The sequence below is a fragment of the Curtobacterium sp. MCBD17_026 genome (assembly GCF_003234895.2).
Classification (GTDB): Bacteria; Actinomycetota; Actinomycetes; order Actinomycetales; family Microbacteriaceae; genus Curtobacterium; species Curtobacterium flaccumfaciens.
The window spans coordinates 1,626,806-1,645,370 of record NZ_CP126281.1 but is presented as its reverse complement, the minus strand read 5'-3'; the positions used below and the strand labels follow the sequence as shown (position 1 = coordinate 1,645,370).

The window sequence follows — 18,565 nt, the reverse complement described above, 5'->3', positions numbered from 1 at the left end:
CTCATGTCACCGGTGGCAATCACCCCGGAGCACAACCCGCTCCGGCTGCCGACGGATCGTCGACTGAACCGGATCGCGGGACCGAGCACGCTCATCATCTTCGGCGTGACGGGCGACCTGTCACGCAAGAAGCTGATGCCCGCGGTCTACGACCTGGCCAACCGGGGGCTCCTGCCCCCGGGGTTCGCGCTCGTCGGGTTCGCTCGTCGCGACTGGGAGGACCAAGACTTCTCCCAGCTCGTCCACGACGCCGTCAAGGAGCACTCCCGCACCCCGTTCGACGAGGACGTGTGGCGTCAGCTCGAACAGGGCATCCGCTTCGTGCAGGGCTCGTTCGACGACCCCGAGGCGTTCCGCGAGCTCAAGCGCACCGTCGACGACCTCGACGCCGAGCGCGGGACGCTGGGCAACCACGCGTTCTACCTGTCGATCCCGCCGAAGATGTTCCCGGTCGTCACCGAGCAGCTGAAGCTGTCCGGGCTGACCGAGAAGCGCGAGGGCTCCTGGAGCCGCGTGGTCGTCGAGAAGCCGTTCGGCTCCGACCTCCGCACGGCACGCGAGCTCAACGCGATCGTCGAGAGCGTCTTCGCGCCCGACGACGTGTTCCGCATCGACCACTACCTCGGCAAGGAGACCGTCCAGAACCTCCTGACGCTCCGGTTCGCGAACCAGATGTACGAACCCATCTGGAACTCGAACTACGTCGACCACGTGCAGATCACGATGGCCGAGGACATCGGCGTCGCCGGGCGTGCCGCGTACTACGACGGCATCGGCGCAGCGCGCGACGTCATCCAGAACCACCTGCTGCAGCTCCTCGCACTCACCGCGATGGAGGAGCCCGTCTCGTTCAAGGCCGCCGACCTGCGTGCCGAGAAGGAGAAGGTGCTCTCCGCCGTACGTCTGCCCGAGGACCTGTCGACCGCCACCGCCCGCGGGCAGTACGACGGCGGCTGGCAGGGCGGCGAGAAGGTGCTCGGCTTCCTCGAGGAGGCCGGGATGAACCCCGAGTCCGGCACCGAGACGTACGCGGCGATCAAGCTCGACATCGCGACGCGCCGCTGGCAGGGCGTCCCGTTCTACCTGCGCGCCGGCAAGCGCCTGGGCCGTCGTGTGACCGAGATCGCGATCGTGTTCAAGCGTGTCCCCGAGGACGTCTACGGCAACACGCAGTCCCCGCTCGGTCAGAACGCGCTCGTCATCCGTGTCCAGCCGGACGAGGGCGTCACGCTCCGCTTCGGTTCGAAGGTCCCCGGCGTCGGCACCCAGGTGCGCGACGTGACGATGGACTTCGGCTACGGCCACGCGTTCACCGAAGCATCCCCCGAGGCGTACGAGCGACTCATCCTCGACGTGCTCCTCGGTGACCCGCCGCTGTTCCCGCGGCACCAGGAGGTCGAGCTGTCCTGGAAGATCCTCGACCCCATCGAGGAGTTCTGGGCCACGCAGGGCCAGCCCGAGCAGTACCGTCCCGGCACGTGGGGCCCGGCATCCGCCGACGCCCTGCTCGCCCGCGATGGTCGGACCTGGAGGCGTCCGTGAAGATCGACATGCCCGACACCACGGTGTCGAGGATCCAGAAGAAGCTCGTCCGCATCCGCGAGGAGGGCGGCGCCGTCGCCCTCGGTCGCGTGCTGACCCTCATCGTCTCGACGGCCCTCGGCCACGAGGAAGAGGCGATCGAGGCGGCGAACGAGGCGTCCCGCGAGCACCCGATGCGCGTGATCATCGTCTCGAAGAACAGCGGTGACACGAAGTCCCCCGGTCGTCTCGACGCGCAGATCCGTGTCGGCAGCGACGCGGGTGCGAGCGAGGTCATCGTCCTGCGCGCGTACGGCGAGACCGCGACCGACGAGGAGAGCCTGGTCACCGGCCTCCTGCTGCCCGACGCACCCGTCGTGGCCTGGTGGCCGCAGACCGCTCCCGAGCAGCCCGCGGCGTCGGCCCTCGGCCGCATCGCGCAGCGACGGATCACCGACGCGGCCGCGCAGAAGGACCCGAACGGCGCGATCGAGGCCCTCGGGGCGTCTTACGTTCCGGGTGACACCGACTTCGCCTGGACTCGCCTGACCCTGTGGCGCAACCAGCTCGCCGCGGCGCTCGACCAGCCGCCGTACGAGCCGATCACCGCGGTGGAGGTCTCCGGAGCGTCTGACAGCCCGTCGACGATCCTGCTCGCCGCCTGGCTCCAGCTGCAGCTCCGGGTGCCGGTGTCCGTCGTCACGTCACCGCGCGCGACGGGGTCGAGCGGCATCCACGGTGTGAAGCTCGTGCGTGAGTCCGGCACCATCGAGCTCGAACGGTCCCTGGTCGACGTCGCGACGCTGTCGATGCCCGGGCAGCCGACGCACGACCTGTCGCTGCCACGCCGCAACCTGCGCGACTGCCTGGCCGAGGAACTCCGTAGACTCGACCCGGACGTCCTCTTCGGAGACGTCGTCAAGCACGGGGTGCCCCAGCTGCGCGAGACCATCGCCCGCTGATCCACACCCCACACGGTCGGGCCGCCTGTCTGGTGCAGGCGGCCCGACCGGACCGAAGGCGGTCGGACGACCGGTCAGCCGCCACGAACACGGGAGTCACGTGACCAACGAACGGCGGGTGCTCGTGCACCCGGACAAGCAGGCCCTCGGCGCTTCGGTCGCCGCACGCTTCATCACCAAGATCATCGACGTGCTCGACGAGCAGGAGCGTGCCGACATCGCGATCAGCGGTGGCTCGGTGTCCTCCCTGGTCCTCGCCGCGATCGGCCAGTCGCCGGCGCGCGAGAGCGTCGACTGGTCGAAGGTGCACGTCTGGTGGGTCGACGAGCGCTGGGTTCCGGCGGACGACGCCGACCGCAACACGATCGGCACGCAGACCGACTTCTTCGACCACGTCGACATCCCCGCGTCGAACATCCACCCGATGCCGGCGTCGGACGGCGGGCTCGACATCGAGGCCGCTGCGACCCAGTACGAGCGCGAGCTGCAGGACGCCGCACCCGAGGGTGCCGTCGCTCCGCGCTTCGACATCACGCTGCTCGGCGTCGGTCCCGACGGACACACCGCCTCGCTCTTCCCGGAGTTCCCGCAGCTCACCGTCACCGACCGCGCCGTCGTGTCGGTCGACGACTCCCCCAAGCCGCCGCCGCAGCGTCTGACCGTCACCTTCCCGGTGATCAACGCCTCGCAGCGAGTCTGGGTGATCCTCTCCGGTGCCGAGAAGGCCTCGGTCCTCGGGCTGGCCCTCGCCGGTGCGTCGATCGAAGACGTCCCCGTGGGTGGCGTGCAGGGTCGCAAGCGCACGGTCTTCTTCGTGGACCAGGACGCCGCGCGCGACGTCCCCGAGAATCTGATCGCGTCGACGTACTAGACGCGCGTTCCTGACGGACAGGAGGCCCGGTGCCAGCTGGCACCGGGCCTCCTGTCCGTCTGCGGTCGCGCCCATCGCGTGCGTCGAGCGGTCGCGACACCCCGCCGGCGCAACGCCGAGCGGTCTGGAACCGTCGTCTGCGGGCGCCGCAGGCGACACAACGCGCCACCACGGCGCACCGCACGCGGCGTGTCCTGACCACTCGGCGAACCGGAGCTCGGCGCGGCACCCGGCACGTCGAGCGGTCGCGACACCCCGCCGGCGCGGCACCGAGAGGTCAGGAACCGTCGTCTGCGGGCGCCGCAGGAGACACAACGCGCCACAACGGCGCACCGCAGGCGGCGTGTCCTGACCACTCGGCGAACCGGCGCTCGGCGCGGCACTCAGCACTCCACCCCGCGCGGCACACCTGTGCCGAGCGGTCGCGACACCCCGCCGGCCCGGCACCGACGGGTCTGGAACCGTCGTCTGCGGCCGCCGCAGGCGACACAACGCGCCACCTCGGCGCACCGCACGCGGCGTGTCCTGACCACTCGGCAAACCGGTTCTCGGCGCGGCACCCAGCACTCCACCCCGCACTCCACCCCGCACTCCACCCCGCGCGGCACACCTGCGCCGAACGGTCGCGACATCCCGCCGGCGCAACGCCGAGCGGTCACGAAGTGTTGGCCGCGGCCGCCGCAGGTGACACAACGCGCCACCTCGGCGCACCGCCCGCGGCGTGTCCTGACCTCTCGGCGAACCGGCTACCCGCGCGCCGAGCACTGCCGGCAGTCCCCCGGACGCACGAAGGCCCCCGCACCATCGGTGCAAGGGCCTTCGTCAGCGTTGAGCGTTAGCTCTTCTTCGCCGCGGTGCCGCGACGCTCTCGGAGCTGCTGGAGCGCGTCCTCGAGGAGCTGCGCTGCCTCTTCCTCGGTGCGGCGTTCCTTCACGTACGCGAGGTGGGTCTTGTAGGGCTCGGTTTTGGAGACCACGGGAGGGTTCTCCTTGTCGCGCCCGGCCGGCAGACCACTCGACGGCGAGTCCACCGTCTCGGGGATCTCTTCGTCGGGCAGGTTCGCGGCGAAGTACCGCACGACCTCGTTGCCCAGGGCGTCCCAGTACGAGATCGCCACGCGCTCGGCCTGGACCCCGCGGTCCTGTTCGCCCATCGGGCCCGCGCCGACGCGGGACCCTCGGATTGCACTGCCTCCGCTTGCCATGGATCAGACCCCCGCCGTGAACTTGTTGATGAGACCGAGCACGATGATGGAGACGATCCAGACCAGACCGAGGATCACCGTGATGCGGTTGAGGTTGCGCTCGGCCACGCCGGACGCACCGAGGTTGCTCGTGACCCCACCGCCGAACATGTCGGAGAGGCCACCACCGCGGCCCTTGTGCAGCAGGATGAGGAGCGTGAGCAGGAGGCTCGTGATTGCGAGCAGGACCTGCAGCACGACGGAGAGTATCGCCACGACGTACCTTTCGTGTCAGTCAGCCGTACCAGTGTACCGGCCACGCGGAGCACGGCCGGTACCTGGACGGGAGTGGTGCGGACGACTGCCCGCGACGACGTCGCCCGTGGACTACAGCCCGACGTGCTGACGGAACCGCGCGATGGCCGCGAACTCCTGCACGTCGAGCGAAGCGCCACCGACGAGCGCGCCGTCGATGTCGGGCTCGCGGAGGAACCCCGCGATGTTGCCCGACTTGACCGAGCCGCCGTAGAGCACCCGGGTGTCGGCAGCAGCCTGGTCGCCCCAGGCTGCGGCGATGCCACGACGGATGGCCGCGCACTCGTCCTGCGCCTGCTCGGCCGTGGCCGCCCGGCCGGAGCCGATGGCCCAGACGGGCTCGTACGCCACGACGATGTCGGCGGGCTTCACCGCGTCGAGCACGACACGGAGCTGCTCGACCGGCACGACGCCGGCGCCGCGCTCTTCGCGCTGCTCGCCGGTCTCGCCGACGCACACCACGGGGACGAGACCGTGCTTGACGGCCGCTGCGGTCTTCGCCGCGACGACCTCGTCGGTCTCACCGTGCAGCGTGCGCCGCTCGGAGTGGCCGACGATGACGTACTGGGCGTCGAGTGCAGCGAGGAACGCGCCGGAGACGTCACCGGTGTAGGCGCCGGAGTCGAACTGCGACAGGTCCTGCGCACCGAAGTGGATGGGCAGCTTGTCGGCCGAGATGAGCGTCTGCACGCTCCGCAGGTCGGTGAACGGCGGGAACACCGCGACCTCGACGTCGTCGAAGTCGTGCCGGGCGTCCTTGAGCGTCCACGCGAGCTTCTGCACGGTGGCGATGGCCTGGAGGTGGTCCAGGTTCATCTTCCAGTTACCCGCGATCAGCGGAACCCGGCTCATGCTGCGCCTCCCGAGAGCACGGAACGGAGTGACATCCGGGTCATGCGGTCCACCCCAGTGCTTCGAGACCGGGCAGCGACTTGCCCTCGAGGAACTCGAGGCTCGCACCGCCGCCGGTCGAGATGTGGCCGAACTGGTCGTCCGAGAAGCCGAGCGAGCGCACGGCGGCAGCGGAGTCGCCACCACCGACGACGCCGAGGCCGTCGACCTCGGTCAGCGCCTGTGCGACGGTCTTCGTGCCGGCGGCGAAGGCCGGGAACTCGAACACGCCCATCGGGCCGTTCCAGAACACGGTCTTCGAACCCGAGACGGCCGAGGCGAACCGCGCTGCGGTCTCAGGGCCGATGTCGAGGCCGATGCCGTCCGTGCCGAACGACGAGGACTCGATGGCGTCGGCCGCCACGGTCTCGTGGTCGGCGTCGGCCGCGAAGCCGGAGGCCACCACGACGTCGGTCGGCAGGTCGATGGTGACACCGAGCTCCTTCGCCCGCGAGAGGTACTCGCGGACGACGTCGAGCTGGTCGGCCTCGAGCAGCGACTTCGCGACCCCGTGGCCCTGGGCCGCGAGGAACGTGAAGAGCATGCCGCCACCGATGCAGAGGGTGTCGACCTTCGGCAGGATGTGGTCGATGACACCGAGCTTGTCGCTGACCTTCGAACCGCCGAGCACCACGGTGTAGGGGCGCTCCGGGTCCTTGGTCAGTCGCTCGAGCACGCGGAGCTCGGTCTCGATCAGCGAACCGGCTGCGCTGGGCAGTGCGGACGCGAGCTCGTAGACCGAGGCCTGCTTGCGGTGCACGACACCGAAGCCGTCGGAGACGAAGGCGTCACCGAGGGCGGCGATGCGGTCCGCGAAGGCACCGCGCGTGGCGGCGTCCTTCGAGGTCTCCTCCGGGTTGAAGCGGAGGTTCTCGAGCAGCAGGACGTCGCCGTCCTCGAGGGCCTCGGCCGCGGCGGTCGCTTCGTCGCCGACGGTCTCGCCGACGAACGTGACCTCTTTGCCGAGCAGCTCCGAGAGCCGCTGGGCCACGGGTGCGAGCGAGAACTCGGGCTTGGGCTCCCCGTCGGGGCGGCCCAGGTGCGAGATCACGATGACGCGTGCGCCGGCGTTGACGAGGGTGTTCAGCGTGGTCAGCGACGCGCGGACGCGGCCGTCGTCCGTGATGGTGCCGTCCTTGAGCGGGACGTTCAGGTCACAACGGACGACGACGCGCTTGCCGGCGAGGTCGCCGAGGTCCTCGAGGGTGCGGAGGGCCATGTGTTACAGACGCTCGCCGACGTACTCGGTGAGGTCGACGAGGCGGTTCGAGTAGCCCCACTCGTTGTCGTACCACGAGGTGATCTTCACGAGGCCGCCGATGACCTTGGTCAGGCCGGAGTCGTAGATCGAGGAGTGCGGGTCCGTGGTGATGTCGGTCGACACCAGCGGGTCCTCGCTGTAGAGCAGGATGCCCTTGAGGGGGCCTTCTGCGGCCTCCTTGTAGGCGGCGTTGATCTCGTCGACGGTGACCTCGGACTTGGTCTCGAGGGTGAGGTCGGTGATCGACCCGGTGGGGACCGGGACACGCAGCGCGAAGCCGTCCAGCTTGCCGGCGAGCTCGGGGAGCACGAGGCCGATGGCCTTCGCCGCACCGGTCGAGGTCGGCACGATGTTCAGCGCGGCGGCACGGGCACGACGGGGGTCCTTGTGCGGGCCATCCTGCAGGTTCTGGTCGGCGGTGTAGGCGTGCACCGTCGTCATGAGCCCACGCTCGATGCCGAACTTGTCGTGGAACACCTTGGCGAGCGGCGCGAGGCTGTTCGTGGTGCAGGACGCGTTCGAGATGATGTGGTGGTTCGCGGGGTCGTACTGACCCTCGTTCACGCCGAGCACGATGGTGACGTCGTCACCCGAGGCCGGAGCGGAGATGATGACCTTCTTGGCACCGGCGTCGATGTGCTTCTGCGCATCGGCGGCCTTGGTGAAGAAACCGGTCGACTCGATGACGATGTCGACACCCAGCTCGCCCCAGGGGAGGTTGGCGGGGTCGCGCTCGGCGAGGACCTTGATGGCCTTGCCGTCGACGACGATGTTGTCGCCGTCGAGCTCGACGGTCGCGGGGAGCTTGCCCGTGATGGAGTCGAACTTCAGCAGGTTGGCGAGCGACGCGTTGTCGGTGAGGTCGTTCACCGCCACGATCTCGAGGTCGGAGCCCTTCGCGAGGGCGGCCCGGAAGAAGTTACGGCCGATGCGGCCGAAGCCGTTGATACCGATCTTGACGGTCAATGGATCTCCTGGTGAGTGTGGAGCGCCCAGGGGGCGCTGCTTTCGGGAGTCGCGCACCCTGGCGGGCCCGCGTGTGGTGGACGATACGCCCCGTAACGTCGCCGTAACGACCCTAGCAGTCGGACACTGCGTGCCCGAGCGTGATGACGGTCCGTCCGGACGGTCGCCGACCAGGCCGGGAACGGGTCCGAGAACGGGCCGTGAAACGGACGGGAGGCGCGGTGCCAGCTGGCACCGCGCCTCCCGTCCGCAGGGTCGACAGACCCGTGTCAGGCCCCTTCGAGCTCCTCGGGAACGCTCGCTTCGGTGCCCGGGATGCCGAGGTCGGAGGCCCGCTTGTCGGCCATCGCCAGCAGGCGACGGATGCGGCCGGCGATGGCGTCCTTGGTCATGGGCGGGTCCGCGTGCTGGCCGAGCTCGTCGAGCGAGGCGTCGCGGTGCTGCAGGCGCAGTGTGCCGGCGTACTGCAGGTGGTCAGGGACCTCGTCGCCGAGGATCTCGAGCGCACGCTCGACCCGGGCGCAGGCGGCCACGGCGGCCTGCGCGGAACGGCGGAGGTTCGCGTCGTCGAAGTTGACCAGGCGGTTCGCGGTCGCACGGACCTCGCGGCGCTGGCGCATCTCCTCCCAGTCGGCGGTGGTGCGCGCGGCCCCCATGACGGTCAGCATCTGACCGATGGCCTCGCCGTCGCGGATGACGACGCGGTGCACCCCGCGGACCTCGCGGCCCTTGGCGGCGACCCCGAGACGCGACGCGGCACCGACGAGGGCCATCGCGGCCTCGTTGCCGGGGCACGTGACCTCGAGCGCGGCAGCCCGACCCGGGTCGGTCAGGGTGCCGGAGGCGAGGAAGGCGCCGCGCCAGATGGCGGCCAGGTCCTCGCGGTTGCCCGTGGTCAGGCGGTTCGGCAGCCCACGGACGGGGCGACGACGGGCGTCCATCAAGCCGGTCTGGCGGGCGAGGGTCTCCCCCGCCTCGAGCACGCGGACCAGGTAGCGGGTGCCACGGCGGGCGGACGCGGACGACCCCACCGACGCCTCGCTGCGCACGCCGTAGAGCTCGGCGAGGTCCTTGCGGACCCGGTGCACGATGATCCGGGTGTCGAGCTCGACCTCGACCGCGATGCGGCCCGAGATGACGTGCAGACCACCTGCGAACCGGAGGATCGTGGCCAGTTCGGCGGCGCGGACCGTGTTGCGGTTCACGGCGACCCTGGCCAGTTCGTCCTTGACCTCGGCAGTCAACGGCACAGCATCATTCCTAACGTTCGTTCAGTGGTTCCCGCAGATCCGGCGGCACGGGCGTGGGAGCGGCCGGAGGGACGGTCACTCCCGGCCGAGATCTCGGTTCTTCACACGCACGGCGACGCCTGGCATCCCGCGGAGGAGGTTCGCCAACTCGGCGACGATGGCGACCGAGCGGTGCTTCCCGCCGGTACAGCCGATGGCGATCGTAGCGTGTCTTTTGTTCTCGCGCTGGTACCCCTCGAACACCGGCTCGAGGACGGAGGCGTAGCGATCGACGAACGGACGGGCTCCGGCCTGGGCCAGCACGTAGTCCGAGACCGGCTGGTCGAGCCCGGTGTGGGGCCGCAGTTCCGGCACCCAGTAGGGGTTCGGGAGGAACCGCACGTCGGCCACCATGTCGGCGTCGGCGGGCAGTCCGTACTTGAACCCGAAGCTCATCAGCGTGACCTGGACACCCACGAAGTGCTCGTCGGCGAAGTGTTCGATCACGGTGTTCGCGAGCTGGTGGATGTTGAGGTCGGAGGTGTCGATCACGACGTCGGACGCCTCGCGCAGGCCGGCGAGACGCGCCCGCTCGCGGGCGATGCCGTCGAGCAGGGTGTCCTCGCCCTGGAGCGGATGGGGTCGACGGACCTGCTCGAAGCGCCGGACCAGCACGGCGTCGGTGGCCTCGAGGAACAGCACCCGGACCCGCGCGGACGTGCTCGAGCGGACCTGCTCGACCGCGTGCTCGGGGTCGGTGAAGAACCGTCCACCACGGACGTCGACCACGGTGGCGATCTTCGGGATCTTCTCCCCCGCGCGGTCGGCCAGCTCGGTCAGCGGGGCCAGCATCTGCGTGGGCAGGTTGTCGACGACGTACCAGCCCAGGTCTTCGAGGGCCTTGCCGACGGTGGACCGCCCGGCCCCGGACATGCCGGTGACGATGAGGATGTCGTGCTGCGACGCGTGGGTGGTCGCGGTGGCGCTGTCGGTCATCTGGGAGTGGGCTCCGTCGTGGCGGCCCGGGCGCGTCGCCCGGGGAGGTCTCGGCTGCCGGACCAGGCTACCGCCCGGTGACGGCCGGGAGGCGCGGGGTTCGTCACGACGGTCGCTGCGGACCGTCGTCGGTCACCTCGGGGACCCGCACCGGGCCTCCGGGATCGGTTCCGGTTCCGGTGTCCGTGATCGCGTCGGCGTCCGGTTCGGGGGCGCTCGACGCGCTCGTGGCGGGTGCGCTCGTCGGCGTCTGGGCCAGCTTCGAGACCACCGCGGCAGCGGTCGCCGGGCCGATCCCGTTCACCTCGCCGATGTCCTCGGCCGTGGCCTCGCGCAGCCGGGCCACCGAGCCGAAGTGCTTCAGCAGGGCGTTGACGCGGCTCGGACCGAGACCGGGGATCTCGGACAGCCGCGACCGGACGTCACGCTTCCGCTTGCTGCGCTGGTGGGTGATCGCGAACCGGTGCGCCTCGTCACGGATGCGCTGGATGAGGAAGAGCGCCTCGGAGTTGCGGGGCAGGATGACCGGGAAGTCGTCGTCGGGCAGCCAGAGCTCCTCGAGCCGCTTCGCGATGCCGACCAGGGCGATGTCGTGCACGCCGGCTTCGTCCATCGCGCGCTTCGCTGCCTGCACCTGGGGCTGGCCACCGTCGACGATGAGCAGCTGCGGGCGGTACGCGAACCGCTTCGTCGGCTTCGACCCCTCGACGATCTCGTCGGTCGTGACGTCCGGGACGTCCGGCAGCTCGGCGTCCTCGTCCAGCCGCGCCAAGCGCCGCGAGAGCACCTGGTACATGCTGTCGGTGTCGTCGGTGGTCTCGGCGATCGAGTACCGGCGGTACTGGTCCTTGCGCGGCAGACCGTCCTCGAACACCACCATCGACGCGACGACGTTGGTGCCTTGCAGGTGCGAGATGTCGTAGCACTCCATGCGGAGCGGCGCCTCGGTCATGCCGAGGGCGTCCTGGATGTCGGCCAGTGCCGCGGCCCGCGTCGTGTAGTCGGCCGAACGCTTGGTCTTGTAGAGCATGAGCGCCTGCCCGGCGTTCTGCGCGGCCGTCCGCGCGAGACCGGCACGATCGCCGCGCTGTGCCGTGCTGAGCTTCGTACCGCGCCCGTTCCGGCGCTTGCTGAGCCACTCCTGGAGCGCGTCCGCGTCCTCCGGCAGCTCGGGGACGACGACCTCGCGCGGGGGCTCGTCGGTGACGTAGACACCCTGCACGATCTGCTCGACGAGGTCGCCCGTGGCGATGTCGAGCTCCTTGTCGACCACCCAGCCGCGGACACCGCGGATGCGACCACCACGGACCGAGAACAGCTGCACGGCCGCGGCGAGCTCGTCCTCCGCGATGCCGAACAGGTCGAGGTCGACCGAGTCGCGGAGCACCACGGCGGACTTCTCGAGCACGGCTTCGAGCGCCTCGACCTGGTCGCGGTACTTCGCGGCCTGCTCGTACTGCATCGCGTCCGCCGAGGCCCCCATGCGCTGCCGGAGCTCGGTGATGACCCGACGGTCGTACGAGTTCATGAAGCGTACGAACTCCTCGACGAGGGCACGGTGCTCCTCGATCGTGACCTTCTGCGAGCAGGGGCCGCCGCACTTGCCGATCTGCCCCGGGAAGCACGGGCGGCCGGTCTGCATCGCCTTCTTGTACGACGAGTCCGAACACGTGCGGATCGGGAACACCTTGATCATCAGGTCGATGGTGTCGTGCACCGCCCAGATCTTCGGGTACGGACCGAAGTACTTCGCACCTTTGATCTTGCGGTTGCGCGTCACCATCACCCGCGGCGCTTCGTCACCCAGGGTGACCGCCATGTACGGGTACGACTTGTCGTCGCGGAACTTGACGTTGAACGGCGGGTCGAACTCCTTGATCCAGGTGTACTCCAGCTGGAGCGCCTCGATCTCGGAGCCGACCGTCGTCCACTCGACACTGCGCGCCGTCAGGACCATGCGCCGGGTGCGCTCGTGCAGCGTCGGCAACGGTGCGAAGTAGTTGCTCAGCCGGGCGCGGAGGTTCTTCGCCTTGCCGACGTAGAGCACCCGACCGGCTTCGTCACGCCAGCGGTAGACGCCCGGGTCGGTCGGGATCTCCCCCGCCTTCGGACGCCACGGGACGGTGTCCGCCACCTACCGAGCACCCGCCTTCTGCTTGCTCGCCTGCTTGGTCGTGCCCTGCTGCTTCTGGGTGGCCTGGCGTGCGCCGACCGCCTGCTGCTTGCCGACCCGGGCGTCCTGCGCGTCGAAGATCTCGCGCAGGAAGACACCGGTGTGGCTCTCCGGCACGGTCGCCACGTGTTCCGGGGTGCCCGTCGCCAGGACCGTGCCACCACCGGAACCGCCCTCGGGTCCCATGTCGATCAGCCAGTCGGCGGACTTGATGACGTCGAGGTTGTGCTCGATCGTGATGACGGTGTTGCCCTTGTCGACCAGGCTCTGCAGCACGAGGAGCAGCTTGCGGACGTCCTCGAAGTGCAGACCGGTGGTCGGCTCGTCGAGCACGTAGACCGTGCGGCCGTTCGAGCGGCGCTGCAACTCGGTGGCGAGCTTGACGCGCTGCGCCTCGCCGCCGGAGAGCGTGGTCGCGCTCTGGCCCAGGCGCACGTAGCCGAGGCCCACGTCGACGAGGGTCGCCATGTACCGGTGGATCGCCGAGATCGGCTCGAAGAACTCGGCCGCCTCACTGATCGGCATGTCGAGGACCTCGGAGATGTTCTTGCCCTTGTAGTGCACCTGGAGCGTCTCGCGGTTGTAGCGCGCACCACCGCAGACCTCGCACGCGACGTAGACGTCGGGCAGGAAGTTCATCTCGATCTTGATCGTGCCGTCGCCCGCGCAGTTCTCGCAGCGGCCGCCCTTGACGTTGAAGCTGAAGCGGCCGGGCTGGTAGCCACGGGTCTTGGCCTCCTGCGTCTCGGCGAACAGCTGACGGATGCGGTCGAACACGCCCGTGTAGGTCGCGGGGTTCGACCGTGGCGTGCGGCCGATCGGTGCCTGGTCGACGTGCACGACCTTGTCGAGCTGGTCGAGGCCCTTCACCCGGGTGTGCTTTCCCGCGATGTGCCGTGCGCCGTTGAGCTGGTTGGCGAGCACCTTGTACAGGATGTCGTTCACCAGCGTCGACTTGCCGGAACCACTCACGCCCGTGACCGCGGTGAACACACCGAGGGGGAAGTCCGCGTCGATCGACTTGAGGTTGTTCGCGCGGGCGCCCTGCACGGTGATGGCGCGCTTCAGGTTGACCTTGCGGCGCTCGGCCGGCACCTCGATCGCGCGTCGGCCGGCGAGGTAGTCACCGGTGATCGACTCACGGTTCTCGATGATGCCCTCGTACGAGCCGGAGTGCACCACGTTGCCGCCGTTCACACCGGCGCCGGGTCCGATGTCGACGACCCAGTCGGCCGTGCGGATCGTGTCCTCGTCGTGCTCGACGACGATGAGCGTGTTGCCGAGGTCCTTGAGCTTGACCAGCGTGTCGATGAGTCGACGGTTGTCGCGCTGGTGCAGGCCGATGCTCGGCTCGTCGAGCACGTAGAGCACTCCGGTCAGCCCGGAGCCGATCTGCGTCGCCAAACGGATGCGCTGCGCCTCACCGCCGGACAGACCACCGGCACCACGTGCCAGCGTGAGGTAGTTCAGACCGACCTCGAGCAGGAACTCGAGGCGTGCACGGATCTCGCGGAGGACCGCGGCGGCGATGTGCGCTTCACGGTCGGTCAGCGTCAGCTCGTCCATGAACGCGTACGCGTTGTCGAGCGACATGTCGGTGACGTCCGCGATGCTGCGGTCGTTGACCGTCACCGCGAGCACCTCGGGCTTGAGACGGGTTCCCTCGCACACCGGGCACGGGACCTCGCGCAGGTAGCCCTGGAAGCGCTGCCGCTGCGAGTCCGACTCGGCCTCGGCGAACTTGCGCTCGATGTAGGGCATGACGCCCTCGAACCCGCTCGTGTACCGCATCTCGCGGCCGAACCGGTTGCGCCAGGAGACCGACACCTGGAAGTCCTTGCCGGTCAGGATCGACGCCTGCACCGCGGGGTCGAGCTGGTTCCACGGGGTGTCGAGGGAGAAGCCGAGCTCCTTGCCGAGGCCGCCGAGCAGCTTGTCGAAGTAGGAGTACAGCCCGCTCGTCCCGGTCCAGGGCAGCAGGACGCCGTCGCGCAACGAGGCCTCGGGGTCGCCGAGCACCAGGTCGGGGTCGACCGACATGCGCGTGCCGAGGCCGGAGCACTCGGGGCACGCACCGAACGGCGCGTTGAACGAGAACGTGCGCGGCTCGATCTCGGTGAGCGCGAGCGGGTGGTTGTTCGGGCACGAGAGGTTCTCGGAGTAGGTCCGGACCGCTCCGGGCCCCTCGTGGTCCACCAGGTCGATGCCGACGGTGCCGTCGGTCAACCGCAGGGCGGTCTCGAGCGAGTCGGTGAGACGACCGAGGATGTCGTCGCTCGCCACCAGGCGGTCGACGATGACCGAGATGTCGTGCTTGACCTGCTTCTTGAGCTTGGGCGGGTCGCTGAGCTGGATGCGCTCCCCGTCCACGATCGCACGGGCGTAGCCGGACGCCGCGAGTTCTTGGAAGAGGTCGACGAACTCGCCCTTCTTCTTGGAGATGACGGGCGCGAGGACCTGGAACCGGGTGCCGGTCTCGAACTGCATGAGCTGGTCGGCGATCTGCTGCACGGTCTGCTTGCTGATCACCTCGCCACACGTCGGGCAGTGCGGGACCCCGATGCGCGCCCAGAGCAGACGCATGTAGTCGTAGACCTCGGTGATCGTGCCGACCGTCGACCGGGGGTTGCGGTTCGTCGACTTCTGGTCGATCGAGACCGCCGGCGAGAGCCCCTCGATGAAGTCGACGTCGGGACGGTCGACCTGGCCGAGGAACTGGCGCGCGTAGGCGGACAGCGACTCGACGTACCGGCGCTGCCCCTCGGCGAAGATCGTGTCGAACGCCAGCGAGGACTTGCCCGACCCGGACAGGCCGGTGAAGACGACGAGCGAGTCGCGCGGGATCTCGAGGTCGACGTCACGGAGGTTGTGCACGCGGGCGCCGCGCACGCTGAGCGTGGAGGTGCTGTGCGGTGCGGTCCCGCCGGGGAGGTGGAGGTCAGCGGGCTCGCCGAAGGCGTTCCGGCCCGACGTCGAGGTACCGGGGTCAGAGGTGATGGTCATCGTCGTCGATTCTACGAAGCGGCACCGACATTCGGCCGGGATGGAGGGTCAGACGAGTGCGTCGAGAGCGAACGCGACACCGGATGCGCGCTCGCTCGCCGCCCAGAGCTGCGCTGCGACCGTACGGTCGTGCGCCCGTGGTTCGGCCGCGACCACCGTGGCCGGACCACGGAGCTGCATCCAGCCCGCCGGGCCCCAGTACTCCCCCGAGCGCACGTCCGCACCGACGGCCACGTGCACGAGCGGCTGGGCGCCGACGTCCTTGCCCTGGGCGACGATGCGCTGCGCCGGGCGGATCCACTCGGGTTCGGGTCGTGTCGGGCTGACGTCCGGGCGGGCCGGTGACAGTCGGTCGAGCGACAGGCCGGGGTGCGCGACGACGCTCGACACGGACGACCCCGAGTCGGCCAGTCGTTCGGCGAGCTCGAAGCCGAACAGCATCACCGCGAGCTTGCTCCTGGCGTACTGGCGGTGGCTCGAGTACCGACCGACCCCGAGTGGATCGATCGTGTCGAGCTGTGCGAACCGGTGGGCGATCGACCCGAGGTGCACGACCCGGCCGGCTCGTCGTTCGAGCAGGGGCAGGACCAGGGCGGTCCACGCGAAGTGTCCCAGGTGGTTCGTGCCGATCTGCAGTTCGGTGCCCTGCGCCGTGCTCCCCGGCGTGGACGCCCCGACGACCCCGGCGTTGTTCACGACCGCGTCGACGCCGTCGGGTTCCAGCGCGGCGAGTTCGTCGGCGGCGGCGTTGACCGAGTCGAGGTCGGCGAGGTCGAGGTGGACGTGGGCGAGCGAGGCTCCGTCGACGTGCCGTCGGATGCTGCGCTCGGCGGCGTCCGCCCGGTCACGGTCGCGCGTGGCCAGCACCACGCGGTGCCCCGCCGCGGCGAGCTGCTCGGCGGCGTGGTACCCGAGCCCGGCACTCGCGCCGGTGACGACGACCGTGCGGGCGCCGTCAGCTGACATGCCCGGCCGACTCCATCTGGCGCAGGGCCTTCTTCAGGTCCTGCACCTCGTCGCGCAGTCGCGCCGCGAGCTCGAACTTCAGCTCGGCCGCAGCCTGCAGCATCTGGTCGTTCAGGTCGGCGATGGTGGCACCGAGCTGCGTCGCGCCCTCGCCCGCGATGCCGCCGCGCTTGAGGTTCGGCGTGGGCGACCGACGGCCGTCGGTGCCGGGGCGACCCTGCAGGAGCGCCTTCGTGTCGTCGTTCTCGCGCTGCAGGACCTCGGTGATGTCCGCGATCTTCTTGCGCAGCGGCTGGGGGTCGATGCCGCGCTCCAGGTTGTAGGCGACCTGCTTCTCACGACGGCGATCGGTCTCCTCGATCGCGGTCTTCATCGAGTCGGTCATCTTGTCGGCGTACATGAGCACCTGGCCCGACACGTTGCGGGCAGCGCGACCGATCGTCTGGATGAGCGACGTCGACGAGCGGAGGAAGCCTTCCTTGTCGGCGTCGAGGATCGCCACGAGCGACACCTCGGGCAGGTCGAGCCCCTCGCGCAGCAGGTTGATGCCGACGAGCACGTCGTAGACACCCTGCCGCAGCTCGGTCAGCAGCTCGACGCGCTTGAGGGTGTCGACGTCGGAGTGCAGGTACCGGACGCGGACACCGGCGTTCCCGAGGAAGTCGGTGAGTTCCTCGGCCATGCGCTTGGTCAGCGTGGTGACGAGGACGCGCTCGTCCTTCTCGACCCGCTGCTTGATCTCCTCGAGCAGGTCGTCGATCTGGCCGTCGCTCGGCTTGACCACGATCTCGGGGTCGATCAGACCCGTCGGGCGGATGATCTGCTCGACCACGCTGTCCGTGATCCCGAGCTCGTACTTGCCGGGCGTCGCCGACAGGAAGACCTTCTGGCCGACGCGGTCGAGGAACTCCTCCCACTTGAGCGGGCGGTTGTCCATAGCGCTCGGCAGACGGAAGCCGTGCTCGACGAGCGTGCGCTTCCGCGAGGCGTCGCCTTCGTACATCGCGCCGATCTGCGGCACGGTGACGTGCGACTCGTCGATGACCAGGAGGAAGTCGTCGGGGAAGTAGTCGATGAGGCAGTGCGGCGCCTCGCCCGGACCACGGCCGTCCATGTGCCGCGAGTAGTTCTCGATGCCGGAGCAGAACCCGATCTGCTCCATCATCTCGATGTCGAACGTGGTGCGCATGCGGAGTCGCTGGGCCTCGAGCAGCTTGCCCTGGCCCTCGAGCTCGGCGAGCCGTTCCGCGAGTTCTTCCTTGATGGAGGCGATCGCGCGGTGCATCACGTCGGTGTCGGCGACGTAGTGCGAAGCCGGGAAGATCGACACGGCAGGCAGGTCGTCGATGACGTTGCCGGTGAGGGGGTGCAGCGACGAGAGCGCCTCGACCTCGTCGCCGAACATCTCGATGCGGATGGCGTGCTCTTCGTACATCGGGATGATCTCGATGGTGTCGCCGCGGACCCGGAACGTGCCACGGGCGAAGTCGACGTCGTTGCGCTGGTACTGCATCGCGACGAACTTGCGCACCAGCTGGTCGCGGGAGATCGTCTGACCCACGTGGAGTGCGACCGACGCGTTCATGTACTGCTCGGGCGTCCCCAGGCCGTAGATGCAGGAGACCGTCGACACCACGACGCTGTCGCGGCGGCTGAGCAGCGAGTTCGTCGTCGAGTGCCGGAGCCGTTCGACCTCGGCGTTGACCGAGGAGTCCTTCTCGATGAAGGTGTCGGTCTGCGGGACGTACGCCTCGGGCTGGTAGTAGTCGTAGTACGAGACGAAGTACTCGACCGCGTTGTTCGGCATCAGGCTGCGGAACTCGTTGGCGAGCTGGGCCGCGAGGGTCTTGTTGTGCGCGAGCACGAGCGTCGGCCGCTGCACCTGCTCGATGAGCCACGCGGTCGTCGCCGACTTGCCGGTACCGGTCGCACCCAGCAGCACGACGTCGGTCTCACCGGCGTTGATCCGTCCGGCGAGTTCCGCGATGGCCGCGGGCTGGTCGCCACTCGGCGAGTACTCGCTGATGACCTCGAACGGACGTACCGCTCGGGTCGGTTCGATCGCAACACCCATGGGGACAACGGTAGTCGGCACCCCTGACATCGAGGACCCCTGCTCGCCCTCGGCGTATTGTCCGCTGCAAGCGGGCTCCAAGTCGACTGATGGCCACCGGGCATACCGTTCGATCCGATCAGCCACCCGACTCCTTCCCACTCCCCCGAAGAGG

Annotated in this window: 14 protein-coding genes; 3 read left to right on the top strand and 11 right to left on the bottom strand. The window is 69.4% G+C overall.

Annotated features, from left to right (window positions below; all coding sequences use genetic code 11):
• Nucleotides 1-3 precede the first annotated feature (3 nt).
• The 3 genes from zwf to pgl all read left to right on the top strand — a co-directional run bounded on the left by zwf (nucleotide 4) and on the right by pgl (nucleotide 3,354).
• Entirely contained in the window at nucleotides 4-1,542 is a 1,539-nt protein-coding gene (gene zwf, locus DEI85_RS07705; RefSeq protein WP_027465683.1) for a glucose-6-phosphate dehydrogenase, read from the top strand.
• On the top strand, nucleotides 1,539-2,483 hold the full coding sequence (locus tag DEI85_RS07700) for a glucose-6-phosphate dehydrogenase assembly protein OpcA (protein WP_111123675.1): 945 nt from the start codon (nucleotides 1,539-1,541) through the stop codon (nucleotides 2,481-2,483). Before zwf ends, DEI85_RS07700 begins: the two co-directional genes overlap by 4 nt.
• Nucleotides 2,484-2,583: 100 nt before the next feature.
• Nucleotides 2,584-3,354, top strand: a complete 771-nt coding sequence (gene pgl / locus DEI85_RS07695) for a 6-phosphogluconolactonase (protein WP_027465685.1) — start codon at nucleotides 2,584-2,586, stop codon at nucleotides 3,352-3,354.
• A gap of 835 nt (nucleotides 3,355-4,189) precedes the next feature.
• On the opposite strand, the gene DEI85_RS07690 is transcribed toward pgl, so the two are convergent.
• The 11 genes from DEI85_RS07690 to uvrB form a co-directional block, all read right to left on the bottom strand.
• Nucleotides 4,190-4,558 carry an RNA polymerase-binding protein RbpA gene (locus DEI85_RS07690; RefSeq protein WP_110862753.1) on the bottom strand — a complete coding sequence of 123 codons (369 nt, stop codon included), beginning with the start codon at nucleotides 4,556-4,558 and terminating at the stop codon, nucleotides 4,190-4,192.
• A gap of 3 nt (nucleotides 4,559-4,561) precedes the next feature.
• Nucleotides 4,562-4,813, bottom strand: coding sequence for a preprotein translocase subunit SecG (gene secG, locus DEI85_RS07685; RefSeq protein WP_017887256.1), 252 nt, complete (start codon nucleotides 4,811-4,813; stop codon nucleotides 4,562-4,564).
• Nucleotides 4,814-4,924: 111 nt separating this feature from the next.
• Nucleotides 4,925-5,704, bottom strand: a complete 780-nt coding sequence (tpiA, locus tag DEI85_RS07680; RefSeq protein WP_111123665.1) for a triose-phosphate isomerase — start codon at nucleotides 5,702-5,704, stop codon at nucleotides 4,925-4,927.
• 40 nt (nucleotides 5,705-5,744) lie between these two features.
• The gene (locus DEI85_RS07675; protein ID WP_071244734.1) at nucleotides 5,745-6,962 is read right to left on the bottom strand and encodes a phosphoglycerate kinase; all 1,218 of its coding nucleotides are present in this window, start codon (nucleotides 6,960-6,962) and stop codon (nucleotides 5,745-5,747) included.
• Nucleotides 6,963-6,965: 3 nt separating this feature from the next.
• Complete coding sequence (gene gap / locus DEI85_RS07670; protein ID WP_027465689.1) at nucleotides 6,966-7,970, bottom strand: type I glyceraldehyde-3-phosphate dehydrogenase; 1,005 nt, start codon at nucleotides 7,968-7,970, stop codon at nucleotides 6,966-6,968.
• A 269-nt stretch (nucleotides 7,971-8,239) separates the two neighbouring features.
• Entirely contained in the window at nucleotides 8,240-9,220 is a 981-nt protein-coding gene (gene whiA, locus DEI85_RS07665) for a DNA-binding protein WhiA (protein WP_027465690.1), read from the bottom strand.
• Nucleotides 9,221-9,295: 75 nt separating this feature from the next.
• Entirely contained in the window at nucleotides 9,296-10,195 is a 900-nt protein-coding gene (gene rapZ / locus DEI85_RS07660; protein ID WP_027465691.1) for an RNase adapter RapZ, read from the bottom strand.
• 103 nt (nucleotides 10,196-10,298) lie between these two features.
• On the bottom strand, nucleotides 10,299-12,329 hold the full coding sequence (uvrC, locus tag DEI85_RS07655) for an excinuclease ABC subunit UvrC (RefSeq protein ID WP_111123664.1): 2,031 nt from the start codon (nucleotides 12,327-12,329) through the stop codon (nucleotides 10,299-10,301).
• On the bottom strand, nucleotides 12,330-15,371 hold the full coding sequence (gene uvrA, locus DEI85_RS07650; protein ID WP_258370025.1) for an excinuclease ABC subunit UvrA: 3,042 nt from the start codon (nucleotides 15,369-15,371) through the stop codon (nucleotides 12,330-12,332).
• 48 nt (nucleotides 15,372-15,419) lie between these two features.
• A complete protein-coding gene (locus tag DEI85_RS07645) occupies nucleotides 15,420-16,337 on the bottom strand; it encodes an SDR family NAD(P)-dependent oxidoreductase (protein ID WP_111123663.1) in 918 nt (305 codons plus the stop codon).
• Nucleotides 16,327-18,399, bottom strand: a complete 2,073-nt coding sequence (gene uvrB / locus DEI85_RS07640) for an excinuclease ABC subunit UvrB (protein ID WP_110862762.1) — start codon at nucleotides 18,397-18,399, stop codon at nucleotides 16,327-16,329. Before uvrB ends, DEI85_RS07645 begins: the two co-directional genes overlap by 11 nt.
• Nucleotides 18,400-18,565 lie beyond the last annotated feature (166 nt).